Raw genomic sequence first — 26,953 nt, forward strand, 5'->3', positions numbered from 1 at the left:
CTTACTAATATAAAAGTTTACCAACACTAAACAAGGGAGGAACTATGGAAATTGGAAAACGACTCAAACAGTTGCGAACAAAAAATGGTCTGACCTTAGAAGAACTTGCAAGTCGCAGTGAATTAACCAAAGGGTTTTTATCGCAACTTGAAAATGATTTAACGTCACCGTCCATCGCAACACTCAATGATATTGTGGAAGCGCTGGGGACAAATCTATCAGTATTCTTTAAAGAAGAGTCTGCGGAACAAGTTGTCTTTACTGCGGATGATTATTTTATCGATGAACGTGAAGACTCTACCATCCATTGGATTGTGCCGAATGCGCAAAAGAATGAGATGGAGCCCATTCTTTTAGAACTTGAACCCGGTGGGGAATCTAATGAAATTTTACCGCATGAAGGGGAAGAATTTGGCTATGTACTCCAAGGTAAGGTATCATTAAGGTATGGTGATGAAACAATTACGGTTTCAAAAGGTCAAACCTTTTACATTAAAGGAAATCGTAACCATGCCTTGGTAAACGAGCATCAACAGAAAGCACGTGTTATCTGGGTGTGTACACCCCCAGTATTTTAAGGAGGAAGAATATGGAAGCATTAATTCAATTTACAAATATTGTGAAGAGCTTTGAAGATCAACTTGTCTTAAAAGGCATCAACTTGGATATCTTTGAGAATGAGTTTGTGACACTACTTGGCCCTTCAGGCTGTGGAAAAACAACACTTTTAAGAATCTTAGGTGGATTTTTAGAGCAGAGTTCTGGTGAAGTATATTTCGAAGGTATTGAGATTTCGAAATTAGCCCCTTATAAACGTGAGATTAATACAGTTTTTCAACGGTATGCACTTTTTCCACATATGGATGTTTATGACAACATTGCATTTGGTCTTCGTATCAAGAAAACCAATGAAGATATTATCAAACAAAAAGTTGAGAAGATGTTGAATCTTGTTGGCTTAAACGGTTTTGAACACCGTCCTGTCACACTCTTATCTGGTGGTCAACAACAACGTGTTGCGATTGCTCGAGCACTTGTAAATGAACCGATGGTCCTTCTGCTTGATGAACCCTTAGGTGCATTGGATTTAAAAATGCGTAAAGAAATGCAACGTGAACTTAAGGAAATCCAAGAAAATGTGGGGATTACCTTTGTCTATGTTACCCATGATCAAGAAGAAGCGTTAACCATGTCAGATAAAATTGTCGTGATGAATGAAGGGGAAATCCAACAAATCGGAAAACCAATGGATATCTATAATGAACCTGAAAATCGTTTTGTTGCGACCTTCATCGGGGATTCTAATATTATTGAAGGAACGATGATTGAAGATCGCCTTGTGGAATTTGATGGCGTTCAATTTGAATGCGTTGATGCAGGGTTCTCAAATAATGAAGTTGTAGATATTGTAATCCGACCTGAAGACATTGATATTGTTGATGTGGAACTTGGTAAACTAACCGGTGTTGTAGAGTCAATTCTATTTAAGGGTGTTCATTACGAGATTGTCGTTAAAACGGAACATCGTGACTTTATCATTCATACAACGGATAATTCAGAAGAAGGAAAAGAAGTCGGCATCCATTTCTTCCCTGAAGACATCCATGTTATGTACACAATGGAGTCGTATTAATGAAGAAATATAGACCACTGGTTATTCCCTATGTAGTTTGGATGTCCGTATTTATTGTCGTACCAATGCTCTTAATAGTATTTTACGCATTTACGACCGTAGGGAACCAAATGATTCCATTCCAGTTTAGTCTGATTAACTTTAAAAAATTCTTTGATCCTGTATTCCTAAAAGTACTCCTTGATTCATTTCGCATTGCCGCGATAACAACAGCAATCTGTCTTTTAGTAGGATATCCTCTAGCTTATTTTATTTCGCGACGTTCCGAACGTATGCAAACACTACTCATTCTATTGGTCACCATTCCAATGTGGATTAACATGCTCGTTCGTACCTATGCTTGGATTAGTATTCTCTCAGACAAAGGACTGATTAATAGTTTCCTTGCCTTGTTTGGTATTGCACCGCTTAAAATGATGAATACAGATTTTGCGGTGATCTTAGGGATGGTTTATAATTTCCTGCCTTTTATGATTATGCAAATCTATAATGTGTTAGCGAAAATGGATGAGTCACTGATTGAGGCGAGTTATGACCTCGGGGCAAATCGATTTGAAACATTCCGTAAGATTGTCTTCCCTTTATCATTATCAGGGGTAATCTCCGGAATTACGCTGGTCTTCTTACCATCACTTTCGACCTTTGTTATTCCGCAATTCTTAGGGGGCGGAAGCTATGTCTTAATTGGTAACTTAATTGAAAATCAGTTTATCAATATTGGTGACTATAATTTCGGTAGTGCCATCTCATTAATCATGGCTGTCCTTATTATGCTCTCAATGCATTTTGCGAATAAATTCGATCGTGAATACGATGAATCAAAACCAAAAGGAGGAAAACTCTAATGAAAGAAAAAAATCGTTGGATCGGGCCATTAGGTATTATCCTGATGCTCATCTTCTTCTATGGACCAATTCTTGTCATGATGGTATTTTCCTTCAATGATTCACGCTCATTGACATCATGGTCGGGATTTTCAACCAAATGGTATGGAAAACTCTCGCAGAGTAATGACATTACTGCTGCTGTTCGAACTTCACTTTTCATTGCTTTGATTACTACAGTTATCGCAACCGTAGTCGGAACGATGACTGCTATTGGCTTGAGTAAACATAAGAAAATTTTTAAGAAATCAATTTTGACCATTAATAACTTTCCTGTTCTTAATCCAGAGATTGTAACTGCAATTAGCTTCATGTTATTGTTTGCGTCAGTAAATGGACTCCAAAAGGGTTTTGGCACGATGCTTGTTGCCCATATTACCTTTTGTACTCCATATGTCATTCTTACAGTCTTACCGAAGCTTAAGTCTTTGGATCCAAGTTTGGCAGATGCTGCCATGGATTTAGGGGCTACGCCCACGGTAGCGCTTCGTAAGGTCATCTTACCGCAACTAACACCTGCAATTATTTCGGGAGCCCTTATCGCTTTTACAATGTCCTTTGATGACTTTGTAATTTCTTACTTTGCGACCGGAAATGGTGTAAGTAACATCTCAATACTTGTTTATCAAATGTCGAAACGCATTAATCCAACAGTCAATGCCCTCTCAACAATTATTGTTGTGATTATTACCGTTGTTTTAATCATTATAAATGTATTACCAATTCTGAAACGTAGTAAAAGAAAGGTGGCTGTTTCATGAAAAAAATCCTAGTAGCATTACTTGCATCACTTCTTGTATTAACGGGATGTGGCGCAAAAGAACCCAAAGAAGAACTCCGCGTTTATAACTGGGGAGAGTATATTGATGAATCATTGATTCCTGAATTTGAAAACAAATATAACGTTCGCGTTATTTATGAAAAATTTCTTTCAAATGAACAAATGTACAACAAACTCCAAGACGGTTCAAAATTTGATGTGATTGTTCCTTCTGACTACACAGCACAACGTATGCGTGAGGAAGACATGCTTCAAAAAATAGATTACTCAAAGATTACAAACTATGAGAATATCATTCCAAGCCTTAAAGGGCGTCATATGGATCCTGATAACGAATACTCGGTTCCTTATTTCTGGGGAAATGTAGGGATTCTATATAATAAGAACACAGTAGACCGTAAAGATCTTGAAACTCAAGGTTGGAATATCTTAATTAATGAAAAGTATAAGGGCAAACTGTTCTTTTATGATTCAGAACGTGATGCTTTTATGATTGCATTAAAAGCACAAGGCTTTTCAATGAATACGACACAAGAAGACGAACTCAAAAAAGCTAATGATTGGTTAATTGAAATGAAACAAACGATGGATCCCGTTTACGGTACCGATGAAATCATTGATCAAATGATTGGTGGTGCTAAGGACATTGCTGTTATGTATTCAGGGGATGCGAATGCAATTTTACTTGAAAACCCTGATATGGACTTTTATTCCCCGGCTGAGGGCACAAATACATGGGTGGATGCAATGGTCATTCCTGTTGACGCACCCAATCCAGACCTTGCCCACAAATGGATTGATTTTATGATTTCAGAAGATGTCTCAAAACGCATCACTGAAGAAATTGGATATACAAGTCCGATTCAATCTGTGATTGATGATGTGACTGGACCTGATGGTGCATTCAACGGAATCGATTCCTATGTCACACGCACAGGTTATGATAAGGACGAAGAATTTTTCTACGACAAAGAGATGAAAGTAATTCTTTCTGATTATTGGCAAAGAATTAAAGCAACAAAATAACGATAAAACGCATCAAAAAGGGCTAAAAAGGCCCTTTTTGTTGAATTAAAGGAACAATTAAATCTTTTTTTAAAAAAATGTATTATTTTGTATTTTAAGTGTTGCATTTCTATACTGATGATGTATAATGTAAAAGCACAGTGAGAAACGACAACAACAACAAAGACAATCGTCGAGTTAATGTGTCGCGACACAGTTAATGGTTCCTTAGCCAAGTGGTAAGGCAATAGACTGCAACTCTGTGATCATCGGTTCAAATCCGATAGGAACCTCCAGTAATGGGGATGTGGCGGAATTGGTAGACGCAACGGACTTAAAATCCGTTGAAGGTAACTTCGTATGGGTTCAAGTCCCTTCATCCCCACCATTACTTTATTGATGGAGTTCTAATTTAAATCGATGTATATGCGCCCGTAGCTCAACTGGATAGAGCACTTGATTACGGCTCAAGAGGTTATGGATTCGACTTCTGTCGGGCGCGCCAATTTTCGGGATGTAGCACAGCTTGGTAGTGCACCTGGTTTGGGACCAGGGGGTCGCAGGTTCGAATCCTGTCATCCCGACCAATTTATTATTAAAATTAAATATTCCTATGGCGGGTTAGCTCAGTTGGCTAGAGCGTCCGGTTCATACCCGGAAGGTCGCGAGTTCGAATCTCACACCCGCTACCATTTCTATTTTGAAAAGCGTAATACCGATGTAGCGGACCCTTAGCTCAGTTGGTTAGAGCTACCGGCTCATAACCGGTTGGTCGTAGGTTCGAGTCCTACAGGGTCCACCAATTTGACACTTAGGATTATCGGAATTTAATTACATTAAAATGCAAAAAACTCTATGGAGGAGTACCCAAGTGGCTGAAGGGACTGGTCTTGAAAACCAGCAGACGTGAGAGCGTGCGGGAGTTCGAATCTCCCCTCCTCCGCCATATTATTTCTTTACGAAATAAGGTTGCATTATATACCAGTTATGCTATAATGACATAGCATTAAACATATCGCGGGGTAGAGCAGACTGGTAGCTCGTCGGGCTCATAACCCGGAGGTCGTCGGTTCAAATCCGGCCCCCGCAACCAATGGCCCTGTAGCTCAGTCGGTAGAGCAACGGATTGAAGCTCCGTGTGTCGTCAGTTCGATTCTGACTGGGGCCACCATTTAAACCGATAAGACAAACCACTCATTGAGTGGTTTTTTTTGTTCCTAAAAAGAGATCATTTTTTTAATTGCTGAATAAGTATTTAAGATACGATTCTTAATAAAGCAACGATTTGTATGAACATAACAAACTTTTTTTTAGAGGTAATATTTTTTTGAATTTCAAATTAAGAAATGCGATGGTTTATATTAGAAATAATAGTATAATAACTATATGAAACTATTACTTGTAGAAGATGATCGAGCAATATCTCGAAGTCTAAAATATATCTTAGAAAAAGAAGGGTATCTTGTTGATGCTGTATTTTCTGTGCAAGAAGCTGAACGCTTTCTTGGATTGAATCACTACAACATTCATATTCTTGACGTCCGACTACCAGATGGCACTGGATTTGATATTTGTACGTTTATTCGGCAACAGAGTGAAGCCCCAATTCTATTTTTAAGTGTTGAAAATGAAGAAGATAGTATAGTTGAAGGTCTGACTCGTGGTGGTGATGATTATATTATTAAACCATTTAAATCAAAGGAGCTTTTAGTTCGACTACAAAAACTTTTAAAGAAACATGAAAAGCATGTATTTATAGACGGTGACATGAGTATCGATATGCAGTCAGGAATCGTAAAGTTTGGTCATGAGATGGTTAATCTTTCAACTATAGAATATAGATTACTCTTATTCTTTATAAGCCATATAAATGAAATCGTTAAACGAGAAGATCTCTATGAATTGATTTGGGACTCTATGGAATATGTGAATGATAATGCGCTCTCAGCGTCCATTAAACGCTTAAGGGAGAAGTTTAATGGAGAATTAGATATTGTTACTGTTCGTGGACAAGGATACCGATACAAGCATGAAAATACTCAGAGATAAGAAAATTGCTCATCTTTTTGCACAAAGTATCATCTTAGGGGTATCTGTTGGTTTTTTATGTGCATATTTCATGGATTCATATTTTGGTATCTTAGCCGGGATCCTATGTAGCTTGATTTTGGTGTATCGCTATCTCTTACATCGAAGTAGAGAGATAGAAGAACTAACTGAGTATTTAAAACGTCTCAATGATAACAGCCACGAATATGAACTCAACACATATGAAGAAGGAGAACTATCAATTCTGCATTCAGAACTCAATAAAATAACCGTTCTTCTCAAGACAATGAATCGAAACTTAAATGCCAACAATACCTTTCTAAAGAAGTCCTTAACTGATATCTCTCATCAGCTTAAGACACCAATTACCGCCTTACTTCTTACCAATGACATTTTACGAGATGAATCACCAGACAATGATTTCTTACTTCAAAATCAAGAACAATTGGAGCGACTTGAATCATTGATAACCTCACTTTTACTTCTAGTTCGCTTGGAATCAAATACGATTGAAATGAATAAAAAACGCGTTAATACCGATGATTTTGTGAGGAGTTTGAAACTAAATATATCATCGAAAAGTAATAAGCTCGACATTGAGACTAGAGTAGCTGCAAACACAATATATGTAGATGAAAAGTGGTTTTTAGAAGCAATCATTAATATACTTGATAATAAAACACGATACGCCCAAAATACAATCTTCATGACTATTGAAGAAAATGTATTTGAAACACAGATAATGATCTCTGATGATGGTGTAGAAATCGCGAAGGAACTAAGAGATAAAGTTTTTGAGAGGTTTTTTAAAACAAATAGTGTTAACTCCAAGAGTGTTGGAGTTGGACTTGCAATATCTAAGGAAATAATCGAAAAACAAGGCGGTTCGGTTCGAATTGTTGAGAAAAATACGTTTGAAATTAGGATACCTACTAAGTGACGAATAAATCACTTATAACACTCTCATGAAATATATAATAAAAGTGAGGTGATACTATGTCATTATTAGTGCTGGAAAATGTTTCAAAAACGTATAAGCAAGGCGATGCAGAAATTAAGGCTCTTGATAACGTCTCTGTTTCTGTGGATAGAGGAGAGTTTATCGCAATTATGGGTGCAAGTGGAAGTGGAAAGTCGACACTTCTTCATGTTATTGGAGGTGTTGATACTGTATCCACTGGTGTTATTCGATTGGATAACACCAATCTCGGAGCATTAAGTGAAGAAGCACTCACGATTTTTCGGAGACGTCATATAGGTTTAATCTATCAGTTTTACAATCTGATTCCATTATTAGATGTTAAGGAAAACATTATCCTTCCTTTAGAGCTCGACAATCAAAACGTTGATGAAATCTATCTGGAAGAACTTCTAAAGTCATTAGAACTTGTGAATCGTGTAAACCACTTACCAAGTCAATTATCCGGAGGGCAACAACAGCGTGTTTCTATAGCTAGAGCGCTCATGAATCGACCAACTCTAATTCTTGCGGATGAGCCAACGGGTAACTTAGACAAAAAAACATCTAAGGAAATCATTAAAATTCTTAGAGAAACCAATGAGATGAGCGAACAAACAATCATAATGGTTACTCATGATGAAACTATTGCATCACAAGCCAAAAGAATTATTGAAATAGAAGATGGACGCATTATTAGAGATGAGAGAATACGATGAAATCACTTCTAAAAGTTCAATATAGACACCTAAAAAAATATTGGAAGCAAACACTAATGTCATGGTTGTCCATTATTATTGTAGTGTGTCTTATGACGGCCGTAATCGCAACATTTTCAGGATTTTATAATAGTTACAAGTTATCGTCGCTTAAATACGGTGAACAATATAATGTCTATTTTCGAAATGTAAAAGATGTGGATGCATTGATTGAAAGTGGAGAAGATATTGTTAGGTATGAGTATGCATCAAAAGTTGGAGATATAACGAGGGTTGATTTTAATGCTGAACAACATAGTCCTCAAACGTATTTACTTTATACTCTATATAACGAAGATTTTTCTTTCATCAAACAAGGTTCTCAGCAAACGCTTCTTAGTGGAAGATTAGCAGAAAACAATGAGGAAATGCACGTTTCTGAAATGATGCTTGAGGCATTGAATTTAGATGATCCTATAGGTCACAAACTCGATGTAACATGGGTAGATGGCTCAAAATCGGTCGTTACAATTGTTGGTGTTGTGGATAGACAATATACATACGATAATCAAACTAAGAGTGCTATGATGTCAAATGAGAATACAGTCTATGTTCAATTCGAAAATGACACAAAGGGTTTTGAGAAATCGGTTATTTCAATGATGAAGTCTAACAATCTCATTGATGAAGATGTAGTATTCAACGATTTTCGTAATGAACTACTAGGACTAAGCGACAATAAAAATATTATGTGGAAAGTTGTAGTGGTAATGGCAAGTGTTCTATTGGGATTATTTACGCTAACATCAATTTTCACACTTTATAACACGCTTAACATTAGCCTTGAAAGTAAAACAAAATCTTTAAGTCTCTTATCAACAATTGGAGCAACTAAAAAGCAGATACGAAGGTCACTGTTTTTTGAGATGTTTCTGACTACAAGTCCTTGTGTGGTTATAGGTTTAATGGGTGGATCTCTTGTTTCTCAAGGAATCTTTAATATAAGTTATCCCATATTATCTAACACGTCTCTGTTTGGATACAATATTATGGAATTTGCGAAGCCAACATTAACAATGAAGTTAATTTTAGGAATATTTATAGTCTCATTTATAGTTGTTTATATCCCGTTATTACATTCTATAAGAAATATATTTAAAGATAGTTCTATTGAACTGATACGTGAAAACAAGCGGATATCAATCAATAAGAAAAAAGAAAAAACAAGATTCATCAAGATGTTTTTTGGACAAGCGGGTGTTTTGGCATATAAAAATACGGTTAGAGATCGAAAAAAATACTTAGGTCTTAAACGTTCTTTAGTTATAGGTACCGTATCCATGGTATTAGTTGCTTCTTTCTTAGCTTCTTCCCTAGATTTAGCTTCTGCCAAATTGGATTATAGTAATTATGCTATTCAAATCGAAAAACAAAATATCGATTCGAATACTTTTGAAGATATAAGAAAACAAATCGAAGAGAATGAAGACGTAAGATCAACGTTTAAGGTCACAACAGAATCAGGACGGCTTGGAATTTGGCGATATAATGATGTATTTGATGAAGAATTAAAATATTTACTGAGACATAAAATAATCGTCTTAGATGACAAGGATTTCAACACATTATACCCATCAGTCAATCTTCATGAAATTGTAGTAAACGATTATTTTGAAGGCGTCATTTCAGATGATAATAGAAAAATTCAGATATCTCGTCATTTAACTGACTTGCAAGTTGGTGATTTTGTACCTTTTTATACATATGATGGAACAGATGGAAAAAGTATGGCAAAATTATCTGAGTATCCCATCGGTTTGAAGGTCGACACATTTGATGGTGAATCCTCAGTACTTAAATTTTTCTATAATGAGTCGATCATTCGTAGTGAGGTATCCGTGAATTATATTGTATCGCAAACTTTGTTTAATAGAATTAAAAGTCAGAGTCCCTATCAATTTATACTTAATAGGATCTTATTGATTGATACGGTACAAGCTGAATCAGTTGAAATAAGCCTCAATAAAACGTTCCCGTTATTTCATGTTAGAAACTTAGCCTCAGACTATGCACAAGATAAGAATGTTTATGGTGTTATTGTAAAAATATTATTTTCGGTGATGGGTATGATTCTATTGATGACAGTTACAAGTATTCTTAATACAACGATATCTGAACAGGATAGACGCAAGGGTGAGTATGCAATCTTAGAGTCAGTGGGAATGACGCGCAAGGAAATATGTAAGATGTTATTTTTTGAATCTGTATTTACAATGGGGAAAGTGATTGTTTACTCAATTGTATTAAGCTTTGGATTATCCTATGGACTATATGCAATTGTAAGAAAAATAATTTGGATGCCTGAATTTAACTTTAGAATGGACTATCTCTTCTACGCAATTATGGGTTCTACGCTAATACTGATCACTCAAACTCTAATATCAACAAGTATGTTCAATCGAGAATCGGTTATTGAACGTTTAAAGTGTCAAAAATATTGAGAATAGTCCTAATATTGTGGCTTAGTTCCTAAAGTGATTTTTTGAGAAGTGATCTAACTCGTATTTGATGAATCGGTAGGCGCATCGATTCTTTTAAACTCGTTGATATGAATCGTAGATAAACGATGTTCAGGTGGCCAACGATTTTCTTGCGCATCAATAATGAATTTGGTATCATTTTTTTATTAAAGGGGGGATTATTATAATGGTGGTATTTAACCAAGAAATGATAGCTATAAGATCTATGCAGTGTGGAAAGTTTGTTTCGCCAAAGGATATTCTGGAAAGAAGTTTTTTTAAAAGAACACGGTACTAGATATCATGAAAAAAATATTTGACTGTATTCTAATGATATTACTCATTGCAGGCTGTTCTTCAACACCTTCTACAAATGCACTTAAAGATACTAAAACAATAGTATTAGGGAACGATACTTTCCATAGCGCCAAATCATCAGAAATTCTAAAATTATTGAATCACACGGAGTTTAAGTTTCTCGATACGAGAGGGCACGTTCTAGGCTCGAAAAAATATCGCGGAAATTATTATAAATTGAAAATTGATAATAATTTTTACTACCTGATATCATCCGATAAATTTATAAAGGGAGAATTATCGGACCAAGACGAAAAAGTATACAACTTCGAACCATCTCTGAATGCGATTGATTCACAGGTATATCTTTATGAAGAGGATTTATATTTCATTGATAACCAAGGATTTAGATCTGAACCTACAAATTATTTGACCTCAATATATAAAAACAACGAGAAACTTTTCGATATTGAAGATGATCAAGCAACTTCTCTTGCAGTGATTGGTTCCGATGTTTATGTACTTACGGAAAATAACCATAATCATAAAGATTCCGAACGTGGAATTATACGAAAGCTCTACAGATATAATATTGGAAATAAAATGATTGAGAAGATGTCCGAAACATTAGAATCAAGCCACTATACCTCACAACTCGTCACGGATTCGGAAAAACTTTATCTTTATTTGTATATAGCGGATAATGTACCAATTCCAGAGAGTATTGGTACAATAGAAGATCGGCTTATTGTAATTGACAAGGATTTGAATGTTGAGTCAATCTCAGATTTTAAGCGATTTGGACCATCCTTTACGAGTGATGTACAGAATTCTATCATCAATAACAAGCTCTACATTAAAAGTGAACGTCACGAACTTCGAATGATTGATTTAAATACTCTGGAGAGTCGGGATCTTAAACTTGAGCCAATAAGTGATACCGCACAGTATCATTATTGGTCTCAGTATTGGTATGATTCAAGTAAAGAAAATCTTATTCTATTTGGTAACTTTGAATCCAAGCCAAACTACACACAGTATGTTTATGATTTGAAAAGTGGTGGACTGATTGAAACGATTGAATGTACTGATGTGAGCGCGTTGTATCGATCGAGTAGCAACTAGGAAATCAAATCAACCATCGTGAGTATTTATAATCTATTGAATTTACTTAGTAAAAGGAATTGAACAAATCTATCGAATGTGATATTTTTATCCTATAAGAAATAATTAGTTATTCAGTGAATGATGTATACACTGTTCAAATGATTTTTTGGGGGAGGAGAAGCATAAAATTAGTATTATCGATTTTATGCTTTTTTTATATTCAAAATATTGTAAAGATCAATTCGTAAAGTTTAATAAAAAGTAATAATAAAAATTGTTAGACAGCATTGTCGTTACATTAGACTCAGAATAGAAAGAAGTTTAAAATGAAAAAAATAATCTTGTTTATTCTCACTATCGCAATCATCTATAGTATTTTTACGGTTAAGTTGATATAAAATGATAACCATCTTTTATACATGTTTATATTTATTCTTGTATCAATTTAGTGGGGTTGATATGAAGTACTATATTTTTCTAGGAATATCAATAATTGTTGTTACTAAAGGGCTGAATGGATTTAAGTTTGTGCCATTAAAATATTTGAAGATATTTGAAATGAAGTATTCATTCCAAAATTTACTTGAACTGTTTGCATGCATCATTTTTTTTGGATATTATTACATCAACGTTGGTATTCTCATGAAGGTAGACTCTATCATTACGTTACCTTCGTTAATTATTTTTTTCTATTTTTCATGCTTTATTACAGAGTGTGAAAAAGATAATCATGTATAGCGTCATAGTTGTTCTTTTCTCAATGATTATAGGACTAGAAATCATTTCAATAATTCTTGAAAAGAACATAAACTTTAAATATGTGGAAAAATATGATATCTATGAAATTTTGAGTGGTTTTATTGATAAATATCAGGTTCCAAGCTTTATGATAGAAACAGATAGTAAGATTTTTTCATACTCATATCTCCAGAATAAGATTTATATTGAGAACCGAAAACTCGCGGGTTCCAAGTACATTAAGGGAGTACATGAAATTTCACATGCAGTTGATTCACACACTAAAATAACGAGTACCATTTTTGTCATGATGCCACACATAAAAATAGCAAGGTGGATTTTAATTGGAATAATCCTGATATCAAATAATGTAGAGAGCGTACAAGCTACGCCATTTATTTCTTTGTATATGGCCCTAAGTATTTTATCTGTTTTCAACCTTATCTATATAGAGTCAAGGGCTAATATTCTTGTAAAGTCCTTTAATAATCTTGGTAGGGATTTTGTTGTTATGACATATATATGGATATCCTTCTTTCTCCAAATTATATGGAGCGTGTTTTTCATAATACTACCGATTAATATTATCAAAATTCTAAGTTTATTATAGTTTCGTTTCGCATTTGGATGTGATGTTTTTAAGTAAGAATATTTGTAAACAATAGTTATATTTAAACGACAAACAGTATTTTATGATTTGAATAACGATGGACTGATTGAAACGATTGAATCTCCTAATGTGAGAGCGTTGTATCGAACTAGTAGCATCGAATCTATTGAGTAAAGGATTTGTATCGAATCAATACATATATTGCTTAATTCATGCCTAAAAGCGTTCTTTTATGTAAAGTTTATTATATAATAAAGGGACTTAGTAAAAGGAGCGTTATAAATGACAAATACCATAAATAATTACACACAAAACATTGCGAAAACATTGGAATGTGAGATTGATTCCATTTTGAACTTTACCCCACTATTTGGCGGACTTACCAATCATTCTTACACATTCGAGGTTGATGGAAAAAAGTATGTTTATCGTGAACCAGGCGTTGAAACGGATGCTTATATTAATCGGAAAAGTGAGTTCTATGCTCAATTGAAAGCGAAAGAACTTGGCTTAGATAACAGTCTTGTATTTATGGATCAGACTGAGGGCTGGAAGATATCGAATTATATTGAAAATGCACGCTATTTTGATTATATGCACGAAGAAGATGTTAAAGTTGTAATCGAGAAAGTACGTTACCTTCATGATGCAAACATACAAGGCGAATGGGAGTTTGACTTATTCCAAAAAATTCAAGACTTTAAGCAAGAAATTGGTGATGTTGGTCGTTCCCATTTCTCAGATTATGATGATTTAAGTGAACGCGTAGAGCGCATTTATGAGTGTGTTTCACGTGAAGGTTATGCGAAGACTCTTTGTCATAATGATATCTACACGACTAATATTCTCTTCCAAGATGATAATTTTTATTTAATTGATTGGGAATTCGCGATGGTTGCCGATCCAGCTGTAGACCTTGCGACCTTTATCGTATGTTCGCCTTACGATTACTCAACCATTCTGAAGGTTCTTGATCAATATGCAGGGGGGACCATGAGCGAAGCTGACAAGCATCATTTTATTGGAACTTTTGCGGTTACCGGATTTTATTGGATGAACTGGGCAATTTTCCAAGAACATAATGGTACTGATGTTGGGGATTTCTTTGAAAATTATGCTGCTTATACACGTTTGTTTGTGGAACAGGCTGAATATTTTTATAACTTATAATGTTAATTTTGATATTACATCGTTAGAAGCGAACGCCTTTTTATAAATAGAGCGCTCAAACTCAAAAGTATTCAGGAATACATCAATACTACTATTTTTAGGAATAATAGCGATCTATCTGGTTGGAAGCATTCAATTTTAGATTAATTCAAACTCGTTAAATGATTTTGGACTTCATTATTTATAGAAAGACATGTAATTCTTTTATGTTATCATTTGAGAAATGCTACATCACAATATCCTACTCTCTTTCTGTAGACATAAAGAAAATATTTGTATTGATGCTCTATTGATTTCCTAAACATTAACACTAATAAAACATATAAATAATTTTCAATGTGTATGATATACTAAATTTAAAAGAGGTGCATATAATGAATCAGTACTTAGTGGTTATTGAACTGACAGGAATGAAAGAGCGTTGTTATCGTAAAGTTGTGGTTGATGCAGATTTAACAATGTATGAACTCCATCTCGTTATCCAAACTGCTATGGGATGGAATAACGCTCATCTATATGAGTTCGTTTTACCAAATGACATGAAAATCGTAGGTTTTTTTGAAGGTGATAGTTCCACAATGGAAATCGATGCCGCCAGCGTTCAAATACGCGATGTATACAATAAAACGAAGAATTTACGTTATATATACGACTTTGGTGATTGGTGGGATCATGATATCGTGATTAGTGAAATTATCGAACAATATGATAATTCCGCAACGGTTATTGAAGCGGAGGGTGTCTGCCCTCCAGAGGATGTCGGTGGAGTAAGCGGATACGAATATCTCAACAATACCTTAATTGCCGGAGATGAAGAAGAAATCAACAGTATCTTGGAATGGTTGGCTATGATTGAATATTCACCAACAGATACGACAAATGTTACACGGATTAATGAAAAATTACGCGAAATATTAAATAACACTAAATCTAATCATAAAATAATACACTAAGCATAAGTAATAAATATTGTTAAAGATTTTAGATGAATTTTCATTTCAACCGCATCAGTAATGGTGCGTTTTTTTGTAGATAATTTGTCAAATTAAGTGCAACGCTTCATTCTCATACAGAACTTCTTCTGGTGTCAAGAAGCCAATACACTTACGTGGCCTAGTATTCAGTTTTTTACCTACTCTTCAAGACAAAATTCAGTTACAAGTGAAAGATCCATGCCTTTTGGATAATACTCCCTGAGTAAACCATTCGTATTTTCGTTAGTGCCACGCTGCCAAGAACAGTACGGATCAGCGAAGTATATATCACAACTTAATGCCTCTTCTATTTTCTCATATCCAGAAAATTCTTTCCCTCGATTACAAGTGATTGTATTTACCATGTAACTTGGTAAGGTAGACACCATTTCTATAATTGCTTGCGTTACCGATTCCTCTTTTCTATTTGGCAATACTGTCGATAAGGTGTATCTAGATTTTCTTTCAACCAAGGTCACGAGACAATATGAACTTTTTCTCTTGTGTCCTATTCTTCCAGACTCAACAGTATCAGCTTCCCAATGGCCAATTTCTTCACGCTTATACACAGATTTAGGGCGTTTATTGATTGTCTTACCGATATTAAATCTACCTCTAGTTTCTTGTGGTCTTTTAAATTTACCTTTACGGCGGAGTTTCTTCATATCTCCTTTAACAATGAGTCCTAGGTGAATCCACCTATATATTGTTGAGAAGGATGGAATATCTAATTCAGGTCTATCCGTTTTCGATCTATAATAGATTTGTTCTGGTGACTAGTTATCATTAATCTTGTCATCAATATATTCTCGAACGACCGACGCAATGGATATCTTTCTACCACAATTATCTTTACGCTCAAAATAAAATCTTTGAGCTGTTACGGGATGATATACACCGTTCTTAGCTTTATTCCGATTAATTTCTCTAGATATCGTAGATGGACTTCTTTCTAGATAAAGAGCCTTCACTTCTCATTTTCCTGATACATGCTCGTTCTTCTATGGTAATATGTTTATAGCTCATAATGCTACCTCCTGGTTGTATCGTCAAATACATTTTACCACGAGTGCATTATGAGCCTTTTTATTAGTGTTGCACTTAATATACTAATTTATCTGTATATATAAGTGTACGCAGAAAATTATTTTATTGAAAATACAAGACAATTATAATAATTCATAAGCCACTATTCGATATTCATTACATAAGAAGATAAAAGGATTATTTGCATTTTATTATAATAAGGTATAATAGAAGCAGATACGATATAAGGGATGGGGCGCTATGACAAAAGATAATTACAAGAGAACACGGCTAAAGGATATCGCTGAAATTGCAGACGTATCCGTGGCAACAGTATCCATTATACTGAAAGATCCGGATACCAAACGGTTCTCAACTAAAACAAAACGACAAATCATTGATTTGGCTAAATCACTTAATTATACACCCAATATGGCAGCGAGAAGCCTCGTGCAACATAAAACATTTGCTTTGGGTTTAATCATACCGGATCTTTCAAATCCGTTTTTCGCAAACCTAGCAAAAAAAATCGAGACATTAGCGAGAGCTTATAATTACACAGTGCTTATGGTTAACGCAGATGAACACTACGAGAATGATATAAAATTGTTTGATTCGCTCTTTCGCAGAAATATGGATGGTATCATTCTTGCGGCATCTGCCAATTCGTATGGACATGAAAAACAAATAAACCGAATGATAGAAAGGGCAAATATTCCTACCATCACAATTGACCGATCTTTAAAAGATTATAAAGGGAGTCAAGTTGTATTTGATAATAAATTGGGTACATACATAGCGACAGCACATTGTATCGAGAAGGGTCATCAAAATATTGGTTTTATCTCAACTCGAGAAACGTCTTTGAATGGCTATTTTCGACATGAAGGCTACCGAGAAGCGATGCTTGATCACCAATTAGAGTATGATGAGTCACTAGTTTTTTTTGGAGGGTTCGATTTTAAAACGGGTTATGATGCTGCCGAAGTACTGCTTAAACAGAACATTACTGCAGTTGTTGCTTCAAATGATTTAAATGCTTATGGGTTCAAAAAACGTGCTGAGGCTTTAGGATATCGCATTCCACAAGATATTTCGATTGTGGGTTTTGATAATCTTGAGATGAATGATTATATTTCAGAAGGCATTACGTCTATTGATTTGAATGTTGATGCCATGGCAAAAAGTACGATTGAGATTATGATTCGGATGATTGAAGAGAAGGACTTCGTTGAGCGCTTAGTATTGAAACCGAAGTTATATGAACGAGATAGTGTAATTGATTTTAATCAAGAAATGAAAAATGATGCTTAGCATCATTTTTTTTATGCATGTCGATGGTACAAATAATGTAAGCGATTTCTAGAAAAAACTCAAATAGCGTTGACAACGCTTACATTATTAACTATACTAGTTTTAAATTAAGTTAAACGTTTAACTTAATATCGAAGACGTTCGATTTGATTGAATAGGAGATTACAATGAAAGTCCTTAATTTTGGTTCAATGAATATTGACAATGTTTACTATCTTGACCGGTTTGTACAACCTGGAGAAACCAAGGATGTCAGAAAATTGGAAGTAAATCCTGGTGGAAAAGGGTTAAATCAGTCTATTGCAATGAGGCGTGCGGGCATTGATGTCTGCCATGCTGGAATTTTAGGAAAGGGAGGGAATGTACTTAAAGAATATTTAGATGAGAACGAAGTTGATGTACATTTGGTCAAGATGGATGATATCTTGCAAGGGCATGCAATCATACAGGTTGATGAAATTGGTGAAAACTGCATTATCGTTTACAGCGGTTCAAACGGAAGCGTGGATCGTGAGTATATTGATAATGTCTTAACTCAGTTTGATCACGAAACCATGCTTGTTTTACAAAATGAAATCAGTGAGTTGGAGTACGTGGTCAATGAAGCACACAAACGTGGAATGACCATTGTTCTTAATCCGTCCCCCCTTACTGAAAGTCTAAAGCAAATAGATTTAAATAAGATCAGTTGGTTGATTATGAACCAAGTTGAGGCAGAAATGATGAGTGGTTGCACGGAAACGGAGGCCATTCTGGATACATTTAAAGTGAAGTACCCAGATTTAAATTGTGTACTAACGCTTGGGAGCAAAGGAAGCGTGTGTCTCTATGAAGGAAGCATCATCGAGCAGGTTGCTTTTCAAACCAAGGCTGTCGATACAACCGGAGCTGGGGATACGTTTGCAGGATATTTTGTAGCGGGTATGAGTCGCAACAAACCAATCCAAGAGGTATTAAACGATGCATCAAAGGCCGCAGCATTGTGTGTTAGTCGTTATGGAGCGGCACCATCAATACCCTATTATAAAGATTTAGCTCAGTTAACATCATTCAAAGGAGAAAAACGATGAAAAAGTTTAAATTAATTTTGTTTGCAGCTGTGTTATTACTTGTGACTGTGGGATGTAGTTCCACAACGGATTCCGCTTCAGAAGATGGCGTGATCTTGATTGTTAATGGAAACTTGGGTGACCTTGGTTTCTTTGACTCCGCTAATGAAGGAATGAAACGCGTTGAAAAAGATTTGGGATTACCAATTCAAGTTATTGAAACAGGGTCTGACGAATCAAAATGGGAACCAGCTCTAGCAGATGCTGCTGAAGAAAAAGCAAAAATTATTATTGCGGTATCACCGTCAATGGTTGATCCAATTCAACAAATTGCACCACAATATCCAGATAAAACATTTATCTTAATTGATAACGCGGTCGATTACAGTAAAGGAAACTTAGACAATGTATATTCAGCAACTTTTAAACAAAATGAAGGTTCGTTCTTAGCAGGTGCTTTAGGTGCTTATATGACTACTGAACTACCAAATGCTGATGAAAATTCCATGATTGGTTTCTTGGGTGGAATGGATATTCCTCCAATTAACGACTTCTTAGTTGGTTACATTGAAGGTGCTAGATATGTAAATGAAGACATTAAAGTTGTCGCAACATATGCGGGTGACTACTACGACCCTGCTAAAGGAAAAGAGTTAGGAATTGCATTAGCTAATAAAGGTGTTGATGTTATATTCCCAGCAGCAGGTCCTACAGGATTGGGTACCATTGAAGCTGCTCGTGAAACAAACAAATATATCATTGGTGTGGATAGTGACCAATCTGCAATGTATAGCAATAACAATAAACAAGATATTGCCGATATCATTATTTCCTCGATGGTTAAACGTGTCGGAGATGTTCTATTTAACTCAGTGAAACTTCATCAAGAAGATAAACTACCACTAGGAACAGCTGAACAATTAGGTGTTAAAGAGGGAGCTGTGGGATTGGCTAAAAATGATGTCTTCACATCAAGCATGAAGCCGGAAACAATTGCTGCCCTTGAAGAAATTGAACAAAAAATTGTTGCAGGTGAAATCGAAGTAAGTACTGCAATCGGTATGTCTACAGAAATTTTAAATAGCATTAAAACAAGTGTTGCACCTTAAGAATTGATGCAACTCAATTCTCAGGTATGGAGGTTATTATGCAAGAATTACTAAATGTAGAGAATGTATTGAAAGTTTACCCCAATGGTGTTGTCGCAAATAAAGATGTAAATTTGAAATTGATGACCAACGAAATTCATGCCTTAATTGGAGAAAATGGCGCTGGTAAATCAACGTTGATGAAGATTCTGTTTGGGATGGAACGTCCAGATAGTGGTACGATAACACTTAATGGAGAAGCGGTTACGATTGAAAACTCTAAGAAAGCAATCGATTTAGGGATCGGGATGGTTCACCAACATTTTATGTTGGTTGAATCACTCACGATTGCTGAAAATATTGTCCTTGGCGATGAGCCAACACGTGGAAAATTATTTCTCGATGAAAAAGAGATGCTTAGCCTTGCACGTGAATATAATGAAAAATATCAGTTTAATATCGATATTACAAAAAAAGTCCAGGATGTATCCGTGGGTGTTAAACAAAAAACAGAAATCCTAAAAGCGTTGGTTCGTGGTGCCAAGATTTTAATTCTTGATGAACCAACTGCAGTGTTAACCCCACAGGAAACAACGGAGTTATTCCAACAATTAAAGATGTTAAAAAAACAAGGACACACCATAGTATTTATCTCGCATAAATTGAATGAAATTATAGAATTATGTGATCGTGTAACTATTATGCGTCACGGACGTACAGTTGTATCAAAAAATATCTGTGATACGAGTGTTGAAGATATTTCGAGAAATATGGTTGGACGTGATGTTGTATTGAAAATTGAAAAAAAACCAATGGAACGTGGTGATGTCTGTTTATCTGCACGAAATTTAGTTGCAATCAATGATATCGGGAAACGCGTTGTGGATCATGTCTCACTGGATGTTTACGCCGGACAAATTCTGGGAGTTGCGGGTGTTGAAGGCAATGGTCAATCTGAATTGTCGGATATCTTGAGTGGAATGACAACGATGCAAGAGGGTTCCTTTACAATTAATGGTAAAGAACCTGAAAACTATACACCCAAAGCAATTCGCGATTGTGGATTAAGTATTATCTCAGAAGACCGTCTCAAGACAGGAACCGCACCCCACATGTCGATTGTAGATAATATGTTTACCAATCGAATTGAGTCGTTTACCAAAAAAGGGAATATTATTCTTGATCGTCATAAAATGAACCATCACGCTCAAAAATTGGTTAAAGAGTTTGAAATTGTCACTGACTCAATCAATCGTTCAATTTTAATGTTATCGGGTGGAAATATGCAAAAAGTTGTAGCTGCTCGTGAATTGTTAAATGAATCCAAGGTTATTATTGCTAACCAGCCAACGCGTGGAATTGACGCGGGAGCCTCTGAACTTTTACGTCGTAAGATTATTGAATTAAGGGATCAAGGAAAAGCGATTATTCTTATCTCTGCGGATTTAAATGAAATATTAGAGCTGAGTGATAGTGTCGCAGTTATGTATTCGGGAAAACTCAATGCATATTTTGAGGATACAAAAACACTAACTGAAGAAGAACTCGGTTATTATATGTTAGGGGTAAAAACACAACAAAACCATGGAGGGAAAAACTATGCAGAAAGTTAAAATGAAAAGAACAAAAATGGATAAATTTCTGTATAAGTTTGAAATTGTAAGACTTTTGATTGCTGTTGTTATTGCATTTGGTGTCTCGTTTGGAATTCTAGCAATGTTTACACCCCATCCGGTGCAAGCAATTGTTGATTTAATTATTGGTCCACTAACATCTGTACGTCGCTTTAGTACGGTTATTGAAAAAGCAATTCCGCTTACATTTGCAGGATTAGCAGTGAGTGTTATGTTTAGAGCAAATCAGTTTAACTTAGCAGCTGAAGGCGCACTTTATTTTGGTTCTTTGGTTGCAGCAACGATTGCAATATTTATGGGTGGTCATCCTATCTTTGTAACGATCGTAGCAATATTAAGTGCTGGGGTGGTCGGCAGTATTATAACCGCAATTCCAGGATATCTAAAAGTTAAGTGGAATGTCAGTGAATTGGTGGTATCCATCATGTTAAATACGATTATTTTATATTTTGGGACGTATCTCTTCAACCATTATATTCGAGATATTAATTCTGCCTATGCAGCATCCTATCCATTCCGTGACGGCGTCGGTTTGCCCGTACTCTTAAAAAATACACGCCTTCATCTAGGAATCGTGATTGTCGCAATCTTCGTGATTGCGGTTAACTTCTTTATTAATAAAACAAAATGGGGCTATAAAATTACAGTTACTGGTAATAATGAAGAATTTGCGAAAAGTGTAGGAATGAATACACCACGAATTATCATGTTAGCTCAACTTGTTGGAGGATTTGTTGCAGGTATTGGTGGTGGCGTTGAAATGCTTGGTTTGTATACGCGTTTTCAATGGATGGCGTTGCCTGGATTTGGTTTCGATGGTGTTGTTTTAAATATTATTGCTAAAGGCAATCCGAAATTCATTCCACTAGCAGCAATCTTTGTTTCCTACATCCGTATTGGTGCTGACTATATGTATCGTCAATCCGGTGTAGCACCTGAAATTGTCGCAATTATTGAAGGAATTTTAATCATTCTTATTGCCGCAAACGCATTCCTTGCTAAATGGCGTCATAAGATGACCGTTGATATTTCTACACGCGAATTAAATAAGGAGGTTGCATAATGGAATACATTCAAATGATCTTTACCACTTCATTTTACGATACCATTATTCGCGTTGCGACTCCGTTATTGCTTGCGACTATGGGAGCGGTTATCACTTCAAATGCTGGAATTACAAATATTGGACTTGAAGGAGTAATGCTTACATCTGCACTTGTCGCTGTATTATCCAGTGCATTTGGGTTTGGACCTTGGTTTGGTCTCCTGATTGCTGTCATTACGGGAATCTTAGCATCATTATTTATTGGATATGTTTCACTGAAACTCAAAACGGACAGTGCATTAACGTTTATTACTTTTAATGCCATGGCTTCCGGTGGAACCATCTTCTTTATGTATTCGATCACAGGCGATAAGGGCACAACCAGTTCCTTAAATTCAGGGGTACTACCAAATATAACTATCCCCATCATTAAGGATATCCCTATATTGAATACGATATTTTCGGGACATAATGTGGTTGCGTATATTGCGGTGATTGCTATTATTGCAGTATGGATTTTGCTTTATAAAACACCAATGGGACTTCGAATACGTGCAGCAGGAGAGGCACCGCAATCTTTGGAGTCCGTAGGTCAAAGTGTTTTTAAAACAAAAATGATTGCACTTGCCATTAGTGGAATTTTAGGTGGAATCGCCGGTGCTTACATGTCAATGGGCTATGTAAGTTGGTTTTCGAAAGACATGCTAGCAGGTCGTGGATTTATTGCGATGGCAGCTGATGCAATGGGGAAATCAACACCTCTTGGCGCAAGCTTAGCGGCAATTCTCTTTGCTTTCGCAGAAGCATGGTCTTACGCTTTACAATTAACCTCCATTCCGACGGAATTGGTTCAAATGATTCCTTATGTTGTGTCTGTTGTTGGACTGGTAGTATTTAGTATTCGTGTTAAACGCGAAAATGAAAAGAAAAAAATGAGATTAGCACTTGAAGGGAGCATTAAGCATGAAACGCAAAATAATTATTGACTGTGATCCAGGTCACGATGATGCAATGGCCATTATGTGGGCACTTGCATCACCTGAACTAGATATATTAGGTATTACTACGGTAGCAGGAAATCAAACGTTAAGTAAGGTTACAGAAAACACACTTCGTATTCTAACCTTATTAGGACATCATGAGATTCCGGTTGCGGTCGGTATGAGCCAACCCCTTGTACGTAATTTGGAAATTGGTGGTGAATTAGTACATGGGGATTCGGGACTTGAAGGACCCGAACTTCCTGAACGTGGTTTTGATCCAATTAAAGAGGATGCTGTTTCATTTATAATTCGTACTCTTGAAGCAAGCAAGGAGCCAATTACATTGGTACCTCTAGGACCTTTAACGAATATCGCATTGGTTTTACGAATGAGACCTGATTTAATGGACAAGATAGAATTGATCGCGTTGATGGGTGGTGGAACGGTTGGAAACTATACGCCAGCTGCCGAATATAATATCTGGGCAGACGCTGAAGCTGCAAAGGTCGTATTCAACAGTGAAATTGAGATTCTAATGGCGGGTTTAGATGTTACTCAAAAAGCTTACATAACACGCGAAGAAAATGAAATTTTGAGAAAACAAGGAAATAAAGGATCTATATTTGCTGCAGAGTTAATTGATTACTTCAGTAAATATCATTATGAGGTTGAAGGGTTCCCAGGCTGTACACTACATGATCCGACTGTAATTGGTGCACTTGTTCACCCTGAAATGTTTGAATCCATTCAATGCAATGTAGATGTTGAAACACAAGGAACGCTAACCTACGGAATGACTGTAGTGGATACGATTAACTATCAAGAAAAAATCTTTGGCGTAAAACGCCCCCAAAATGTCAAATTCTTAAAGGGTGTCAACCGAGAAGTCTACGTTGAAAACTTCTTTAAGGCAATGAGTCGATTATGAAACATAAAAAACTACCGATACGTATCTTGATTGCGGCAATTGGATTAATGATTTCAGGAATCGGTGTCGGAATCTTTATTTTTAGTCAATTAGGTGTTGACCCAGCAAGTGTTTTTCAACTGGGTCTCGCCAAACAACTTGGGATCCGTTATGGAGATGCATCCGCTTTGATGAATCTGGTTATTCTAACCATCGTTTTCATCATTGATCGCAAGTTTATTAACATTTCATCTTTTTTAGCGATTTTTTTAATCGGATACACAGCAGATTTTACCAACACAATCTTAATGGGGATTTTACCATCAGATTTTTCAGTTGGTATTCGGATGGTGTTGATGATTATCGGATGTGGGATTATGGCATCGGGAATCCCCATATACATTCGTGCTAATTTAGGTGTCGGTGCAGTTGATTTGATTTCCGAAATTATTTCGGATAAAAGTGGTGTTGCTTATCGTATGGTTCGCATTGTTGGCGATTTAACCCTGGTTATTGTAGGTTATTTTTTGGGCGGGACAGCAGGCGTTGGTACCATCGTGGCAGTTGTTATGACGGGCCCGATTGTACAATTCTTAAGACCCCATACCAATAAGATGGTAGATAGGATAATAGGTGAATATGATGAATAGAGTGATATTGGATATAGATTCTGTTGGCGATGACATTTTAGCTGTAATCTTTGGTGTTTTAGATCCGAAAACGCATCTTGAGGCGATCACGACAGTTTGTGGAGCAAGTGGCGATATTGAACAGGCTACATGGGTTGCATTGAATACGGTTGCCCTTACACACCGTCACATTCCTGTGTATGCAGGTATGGCTCAACCGATGAAACCTGTTTCCACTGAACACGGTGACCCTGTGAACTTTCATGAGTTACTTCGTGATAAGTTGGGTTCACGTTTGGATCGCTTCAATGAAGCGCAAACAAAACCACTTCAAGAAGCAGAAGTGATGAATGCTGTGGATTATATCATTGATACAGTGAAAAACAATCCGAATGAAATTACGATTGTGACGACGGGACCAATGACAAATCTCGGCGTTGCTTTACAAAAATGCCCGGAAATTGCATCGAAGATCAAGCAAGTTATTGCGCTTGGGGGTAATTTCCAAATTGCCGGAAACATCACACCTTTATCAGAATACAATATTTGGGCAGATCCTGAAGCCGCAAAGATTGTACTTAATGCAGACATCGATGACATCACTTTAGTACCACTTGATATCTGTGAAAACAATGATTTCGCAGCGTCGATGCTTTCAAGAGATGATTTATACGATCTTGAAACGTATGGAAAACGTAATGATGTAATCGAGTACATGATTCACAAATTTCCAGTCTATATTGATATTTGGCGTGAGTTCTTTGATTTATCTGGATTCCCTATGGATGATATCATCACGTTAGCATTGGTTGCACACCCACACTTGTGCACTTATTCCGACCCCGTTCATGTGGATGTTGAATTGGAAGGAAGCCTGGCACGCGGTGCAACCGTCGCTTACTTTGGTAAGCAAATTATGTACAATCCATTGAAAGAACATCGCAATGTTCGCATTGCACAATCTGTCGATGGGAGAGCGTTTATGAAACTGTTTGTAGACACAATCATTGATGACTCTCATTTGTAATTAACCTCTAAGAATAGAATGATTCTCAAAAAAGACTGGTGCTAAAGTTAGAGTCCCCGCATGGTGGGACTCTAATAAAAAATAAGCTGGGATTTGTGACTCGCGGTATTGTACCGGAGACATGAATCCCAGTTTTGCTTGAATTCGAGTGTTGTTGTGATGTTTAGTGTATACACGATGTATAGAGCGAATTTTGATTATTTGAATTGTGCACTCACTCATAATCTTTGGGAGTTGATTGGCTGTATTTGATACAAATTCAATATCTTGAATTGTTCTAAGTGTATAAGCGATAATTTGGCCGTCATATAAATCCATAATCGACGACAAGTAAAAGTTAGTTTCTCCCCAAGGAAGATCGGTAATATCTGTGGATAGCTTTTCTAATGGACGCGTTGCTTTGAAATTTCGATTCATAACATTATTCGCGACAAGAGCTTCTTTTCCTCTATAGAGATTTTGACGTTTTTGCTTAGCGCGACACTGAAGATTGAAACGTTGCATAATTCTTTGAAGCGTGTTCTTTCCAATAGGATATCCATCTCTTTTAAGTATCCCTGTAATCATGCGATAGCCGTAGTTGAAGGTTGTATCATTACAGAGTTTAATGATTATCTCTTCATTTTCAGTAAGACATGTTTCTACTGATCTTTGTTTCCAACGATAATAAGTTGATTTTGAAATGTTGAAGAGCTCTCGTATTGATTTGACTGAAATGATACTTTTAAATTCATCGACAAGTTCTAGGAATACTTCTCGTACCACTTCCTTTCCATCTTCTTGTGCTTTTTTAGTATCTTTACTTGCTGATCCAAAATTTCATTACGC

24 protein-coding genes and 9 tRNA genes are annotated in these 26,953 nt (G+C 36.1%); 31 read left to right on the forward strand and 2 right to left on the reverse strand.

What is annotated here, in order from left to right; genetic code table 11:
• Positions 1–44 precede the first annotated feature (44 nt).
• The 22 genes from EL194_RS01440 (at position 45) to EL194_RS01550 (ending at position 15,402) form a co-directional block, all read left to right on the forward strand.
• Positions 45–578 carry a helix-turn-helix domain-containing protein gene (locus EL194_RS01440; protein ID WP_003774534.1) on the forward strand — a complete coding sequence of 178 codons (534 nt, stop codon included), beginning with the start codon at positions 45–47 and terminating at the stop codon, positions 576–578.
• 11 nt (positions 579–589) lie between these two features.
• The gene (gene potA, locus EL194_RS01445) at positions 590–1,633 is read left to right on the forward strand and encodes a spermidine/putrescine ABC transporter ATP-binding protein (protein ID WP_003774537.1); all 1,044 of its coding nucleotides are present in this window, start codon (positions 590–592) and stop codon (positions 1,631–1,633) included.
• A complete protein-coding gene (locus EL194_RS01450; protein WP_003774539.1) occupies positions 1,633–2,478 on the forward strand; it encodes an ABC transporter permease in 846 nt (281 codons plus the stop codon). The genes potA and EL194_RS01450 overlap by 1 nt, the downstream gene beginning before the upstream one ends.
• Positions 2,478–3,278, forward strand: coding sequence for an ABC transporter permease (locus EL194_RS01455; RefSeq protein ID WP_003774541.1), 801 nt, complete (start codon positions 2,478–2,480; stop codon positions 3,276–3,278). The genes EL194_RS01450 and EL194_RS01455 overlap by 1 nt, the downstream gene beginning before the upstream one ends.
• Positions 3,275–4,324 carry an ABC transporter substrate-binding protein gene (locus EL194_RS01460; protein ID WP_003774544.1) on the forward strand — a complete coding sequence of 350 codons (1,050 nt, stop codon included), beginning with the start codon at positions 3,275–3,277 and terminating at the stop codon, positions 4,322–4,324. Before EL194_RS01455 ends, EL194_RS01460 begins: the two co-directional genes overlap by 4 nt.
• Positions 4,325–4,525: 201 nt before the next feature.
• Positions 4,526–4,599 (forward strand) — tRNA-Cys (locus tag EL194_RS01465).
• Positions 4,600–4,604: 5 nt separating this feature from the next.
• A tRNA-Leu gene (locus EL194_RS01470) sits at positions 4,605–4,691 on the forward strand.
• 40 nt (positions 4,692–4,731) lie between these two features.
• A tRNA-Arg gene (locus EL194_RS01475) sits at positions 4,732–4,808 on the forward strand.
• A 5-nt stretch (positions 4,809–4,813) separates the two neighbouring features.
• Positions 4,814–4,890 (forward strand) — tRNA-Pro (locus EL194_RS01480).
• Positions 4,891–4,918: 28 nt separating this feature from the next.
• Positions 4,919–4,995, forward strand: a tRNA-Met gene (locus EL194_RS01485).
• 33 nt (positions 4,996–5,028) lie between these two features.
• Positions 5,029–5,105, forward strand: a tRNA-Ile gene (locus EL194_RS01490).
• A 55-nt stretch (positions 5,106–5,160) separates the two neighbouring features.
• Positions 5,161–5,249 (forward strand) — tRNA-Ser (locus EL194_RS01495).
• 70 nt (positions 5,250–5,319) lie between these two features.
• Positions 5,320–5,396 (forward strand) — tRNA-Met (locus tag EL194_RS01500).
• A gap of 2 nt (positions 5,397–5,398) precedes the next feature.
• A tRNA-Phe gene (locus EL194_RS01505) sits at positions 5,399–5,474 on the forward strand.
• A 215-nt stretch (positions 5,475–5,689) separates the two neighbouring features.
• Positions 5,690–6,352: a response regulator transcription factor gene (locus EL194_RS01510; protein WP_003774548.1), complete on the forward strand. Its 663-nt coding sequence runs from the start codon at positions 5,690–5,692 to the stop codon at positions 6,350–6,352.
• The gene (locus EL194_RS01515) at positions 6,333–7,292 is read left to right on the forward strand and encodes a sensor histidine kinase (RefSeq protein WP_003774550.1); all 960 of its coding nucleotides are present in this window, start codon (positions 6,333–6,335) and stop codon (positions 7,290–7,292) included. The genes EL194_RS01510 and EL194_RS01515 overlap by 20 nt, the downstream gene beginning before the upstream one ends.
• A gap of 56 nt (positions 7,293–7,348) precedes the next feature.
• Positions 7,349–8,029 carry an ABC transporter ATP-binding protein gene (locus EL194_RS01520; protein WP_003774552.1) on the forward strand — a complete coding sequence of 227 codons (681 nt, stop codon included), beginning with the start codon at positions 7,349–7,351 and terminating at the stop codon, positions 8,027–8,029.
• On the forward strand, positions 8,026–10,509 hold the full coding sequence (locus EL194_RS01525; RefSeq protein WP_003774554.1) for an ABC transporter permease: 2,484 nt from the start codon (positions 8,026–8,028) through the stop codon (positions 10,507–10,509). Before EL194_RS01520 ends, EL194_RS01525 begins: the two co-directional genes overlap by 4 nt.
• A gap of 321 nt (positions 10,510–10,830) precedes the next feature.
• A complete protein-coding gene (locus EL194_RS01530) occupies positions 10,831–11,949 on the forward strand; it encodes a putative periplasmic lipoprotein (protein WP_003774556.1) in 1,119 nt (372 codons plus the stop codon).
• A 441-nt stretch (positions 11,950–12,390) separates the two neighbouring features.
• On the forward strand, positions 12,391–12,669 hold the full coding sequence (locus tag EL194_RS01535) for a hypothetical protein (RefSeq protein WP_034886676.1): 279 nt from the start codon (positions 12,391–12,393) through the stop codon (positions 12,667–12,669).
• Between the two features lie 892 nt (positions 12,670–13,561).
• The gene (locus EL194_RS01545) at positions 13,562–14,449 is read left to right on the forward strand and encodes a choline kinase family protein (RefSeq protein ID WP_003774564.1); all 888 of its coding nucleotides are present in this window, start codon (positions 13,562–13,564) and stop codon (positions 14,447–14,449) included.
• A 374-nt stretch (positions 14,450–14,823) separates the two neighbouring features.
• A complete protein-coding gene (locus tag EL194_RS01550) occupies positions 14,824–15,402 on the forward strand; it encodes a plasmid pRiA4b ORF-3 family protein (protein ID WP_051009464.1) in 579 nt (192 codons plus the stop codon).
• Positions 15,403–15,581: 179 nt separating this feature from the next.
• On the opposite strand, the gene EL194_RS08605 is transcribed toward EL194_RS01550, so the two are convergent.
• Positions 15,582–16,187, reverse strand: coding sequence for an IS30 family transposase (locus tag EL194_RS08605; protein ID WP_197719379.1), 606 nt, complete (start codon positions 16,185–16,187; stop codon positions 15,582–15,584).
• 523 nt (positions 16,188–16,710) lie between these two features.
• On the opposite strand from EL194_RS08605, the gene EL194_RS01560 reads away from it, so the two are divergent.
• The 9 genes from EL194_RS01560 (at position 16,711) to EL194_RS01600 (ending at position 26,125) form a co-directional block, all read left to right on the forward strand.
• Positions 16,711–17,763 (forward strand): LacI family DNA-binding transcriptional regulator, encoded by a 1,053-nt coding sequence (locus EL194_RS01560; RefSeq protein ID WP_003774572.1) that lies wholly within the window; start codon positions 16,711–16,713, stop codon positions 17,761–17,763.
• Positions 17,764–17,930: 167 nt separating this feature from the next.
• Positions 17,931–18,833, forward strand: coding sequence for a ribokinase (locus EL194_RS01565; RefSeq protein WP_003774576.1), 903 nt, complete (start codon positions 17,931–17,933; stop codon positions 18,831–18,833).
• Positions 18,830–19,921, forward strand: coding sequence for a BMP family lipoprotein (locus tag EL194_RS01570; protein ID WP_003774577.1), 1,092 nt, complete (start codon positions 18,830–18,832; stop codon positions 19,919–19,921). Before EL194_RS01565 ends, EL194_RS01570 begins: the two co-directional genes overlap by 4 nt.
• Positions 19,922–19,959: 38 nt before the next feature.
• Positions 19,960–21,513, forward strand: coding sequence for an ABC transporter ATP-binding protein (locus tag EL194_RS01575; protein WP_013853363.1), 1,554 nt, complete (start codon positions 19,960–19,962; stop codon positions 21,511–21,513).
• Positions 21,500–22,597: an ABC transporter permease gene (locus EL194_RS01580; protein ID WP_013853362.1), complete on the forward strand. Its 1,098-nt coding sequence runs from the start codon at positions 21,500–21,502 to the stop codon at positions 22,595–22,597. Before EL194_RS01575 ends, EL194_RS01580 begins: the two co-directional genes overlap by 14 nt.
• Complete coding sequence (locus EL194_RS01585; protein ID WP_003774582.1) at positions 22,597–23,565, forward strand: ABC transporter permease; 969 nt, start codon at positions 22,597–22,599, stop codon at positions 23,563–23,565. Before EL194_RS01580 ends, EL194_RS01585 begins: the two co-directional genes overlap by 1 nt.
• A complete protein-coding gene (locus EL194_RS01590; protein ID WP_003774584.1) occupies positions 23,543–24,490 on the forward strand; it encodes a nucleoside hydrolase in 948 nt (315 codons plus the stop codon). The genes EL194_RS01585 and EL194_RS01590 overlap by 23 nt, the downstream gene beginning before the upstream one ends.
• Positions 24,487–25,119 (forward strand): YczE/YyaS/YitT family protein, encoded by a 633-nt coding sequence (locus tag EL194_RS01595; protein ID WP_003774585.1) that lies wholly within the window; start codon positions 24,487–24,489, stop codon positions 25,117–25,119. Before EL194_RS01590 ends, EL194_RS01595 begins: the two co-directional genes overlap by 4 nt.
• Positions 25,112–26,125, forward strand: coding sequence for a nucleoside hydrolase (locus tag EL194_RS01600; RefSeq protein WP_123245005.1), 1,014 nt, complete (start codon positions 25,112–25,114; stop codon positions 26,123–26,125). Before EL194_RS01595 ends, EL194_RS01600 begins: the two co-directional genes overlap by 8 nt.
• Here the strand turns inward: EL194_RS01600 and EL194_RS01605 are convergent, their stop codons facing one another.
• Positions 26,126–26,890: an IS3 family transposase gene (locus tag EL194_RS01605; protein WP_003774589.1), complete on the reverse strand. Its 765-nt coding sequence runs from the start codon at positions 26,888–26,890 to the stop codon at positions 26,126–26,128. It lies immediately after the preceding gene.
• Between the last annotated feature and the right edge of the window lie 63 nt (positions 26,891–26,953).

This window comes from Erysipelothrix rhusiopathiae, assembly GCF_900637845.1.
GTDB classification, from domain to species: Bacteria; Bacillota_I; Bacilli_A; order Erysipelotrichales; family Erysipelotrichaceae; genus Erysipelothrix; species Erysipelothrix rhusiopathiae.

Coding starts and splice junctions, on each gene's coding strand:
- EL194_RS01440 (WP_003774534.1), top strand. CDS start 45: ATGGAAATTGGAAAACGACTCAAACAGTTGCGAACAAAAAATGGTCTG.
- potA (WP_003774537.1), top strand. CDS start 590: ATGGAAGCATTAATTCAATTTACAAATATTGTGAAGAGCTTTGAAGAT.
- EL194_RS01450 (WP_003774539.1), top strand. CDS start 1,633: ATGAAGAAATATAGACCACTGGTTATTCCCTATGTAGTTTGGATGTCC.
- EL194_RS01455 (WP_003774541.1), top strand. CDS start 2,478: ATGAAAGAAAAAAATCGTTGGATCGGGCCATTAGGTATTATCCTGATG.
- EL194_RS01460 (WP_003774544.1), top strand. CDS start 3,275: ATGAAAAAAATCCTAGTAGCATTACTTGCATCACTTCTTGTATTAACG.
- EL194_RS01510 (WP_003774548.1), top strand. CDS start 5,690: ATGAAACTATTACTTGTAGAAGATGATCGAGCAATATCTCGAAGTCTA.
- EL194_RS01515 (WP_003774550.1), top strand. CDS start 6,333: ATGAAAATACTCAGAGATAAGAAAATTGCTCATCTTTTTGCACAAAGT.
- EL194_RS01520 (WP_003774552.1), top strand. CDS start 7,349: ATGTCATTATTAGTGCTGGAAAATGTTTCAAAAACGTATAAGCAAGGC.
- EL194_RS01525 (WP_003774554.1), top strand. CDS start 8,026: ATGAAATCACTTCTAAAAGTTCAATATAGACACCTAAAAAAATATTGG.
- EL194_RS01530 (WP_003774556.1), top strand. CDS start 10,831: ATGAAAAAAATATTTGACTGTATTCTAATGATATTACTCATTGCAGGC.
- EL194_RS01535 (WP_034886676.1), top strand. CDS start 12,391: ATGAAGTACTATATTTTTCTAGGAATATCAATAATTGTTGTTACTAAA.
- EL194_RS01545 (WP_003774564.1), top strand. CDS start 13,562: ATGACAAATACCATAAATAATTACACACAAAACATTGCGAAAACATTG.
- EL194_RS01550 (WP_051009464.1), top strand. CDS start 14,824: ATGAATCAGTACTTAGTGGTTATTGAACTGACAGGAATGAAAGAGCGT.
- EL194_RS01560 (WP_003774572.1), top strand. CDS start 16,711: ATGACAAAAGATAATTACAAGAGAACACGGCTAAAGGATATCGCTGAA.
- EL194_RS01565 (WP_003774576.1), top strand. CDS start 17,931: ATGAAAGTCCTTAATTTTGGTTCAATGAATATTGACAATGTTTACTAT.
- EL194_RS01570 (WP_003774577.1), top strand. CDS start 18,830: ATGAAAAAGTTTAAATTAATTTTGTTTGCAGCTGTGTTATTACTTGTG.
- EL194_RS01575 (WP_013853363.1), top strand. CDS start 19,960: ATGCAAGAATTACTAAATGTAGAGAATGTATTGAAAGTTTACCCCAAT.
- EL194_RS01580 (WP_013853362.1), top strand. CDS start 21,500: ATGCAGAAAGTTAAAATGAAAAGAACAAAAATGGATAAATTTCTGTAT.
- EL194_RS01585 (WP_003774582.1), top strand. CDS start 22,597: ATGGAATACATTCAAATGATCTTTACCACTTCATTTTACGATACCATT.
- EL194_RS01590 (WP_003774584.1), top strand. CDS start 23,543: ATGAAACGCAAAATAATTATTGACTGTGATCCAGGTCACGATGATGCA.
- EL194_RS01595 (WP_003774585.1), top strand. CDS start 24,487: ATGAAACATAAAAAACTACCGATACGTATCTTGATTGCGGCAATTGGA.
- EL194_RS01600 (WP_123245005.1), top strand. CDS start 25,112: ATGAATAGAGTGATATTGGATATAGATTCTGTTGGCGATGACATTTTA.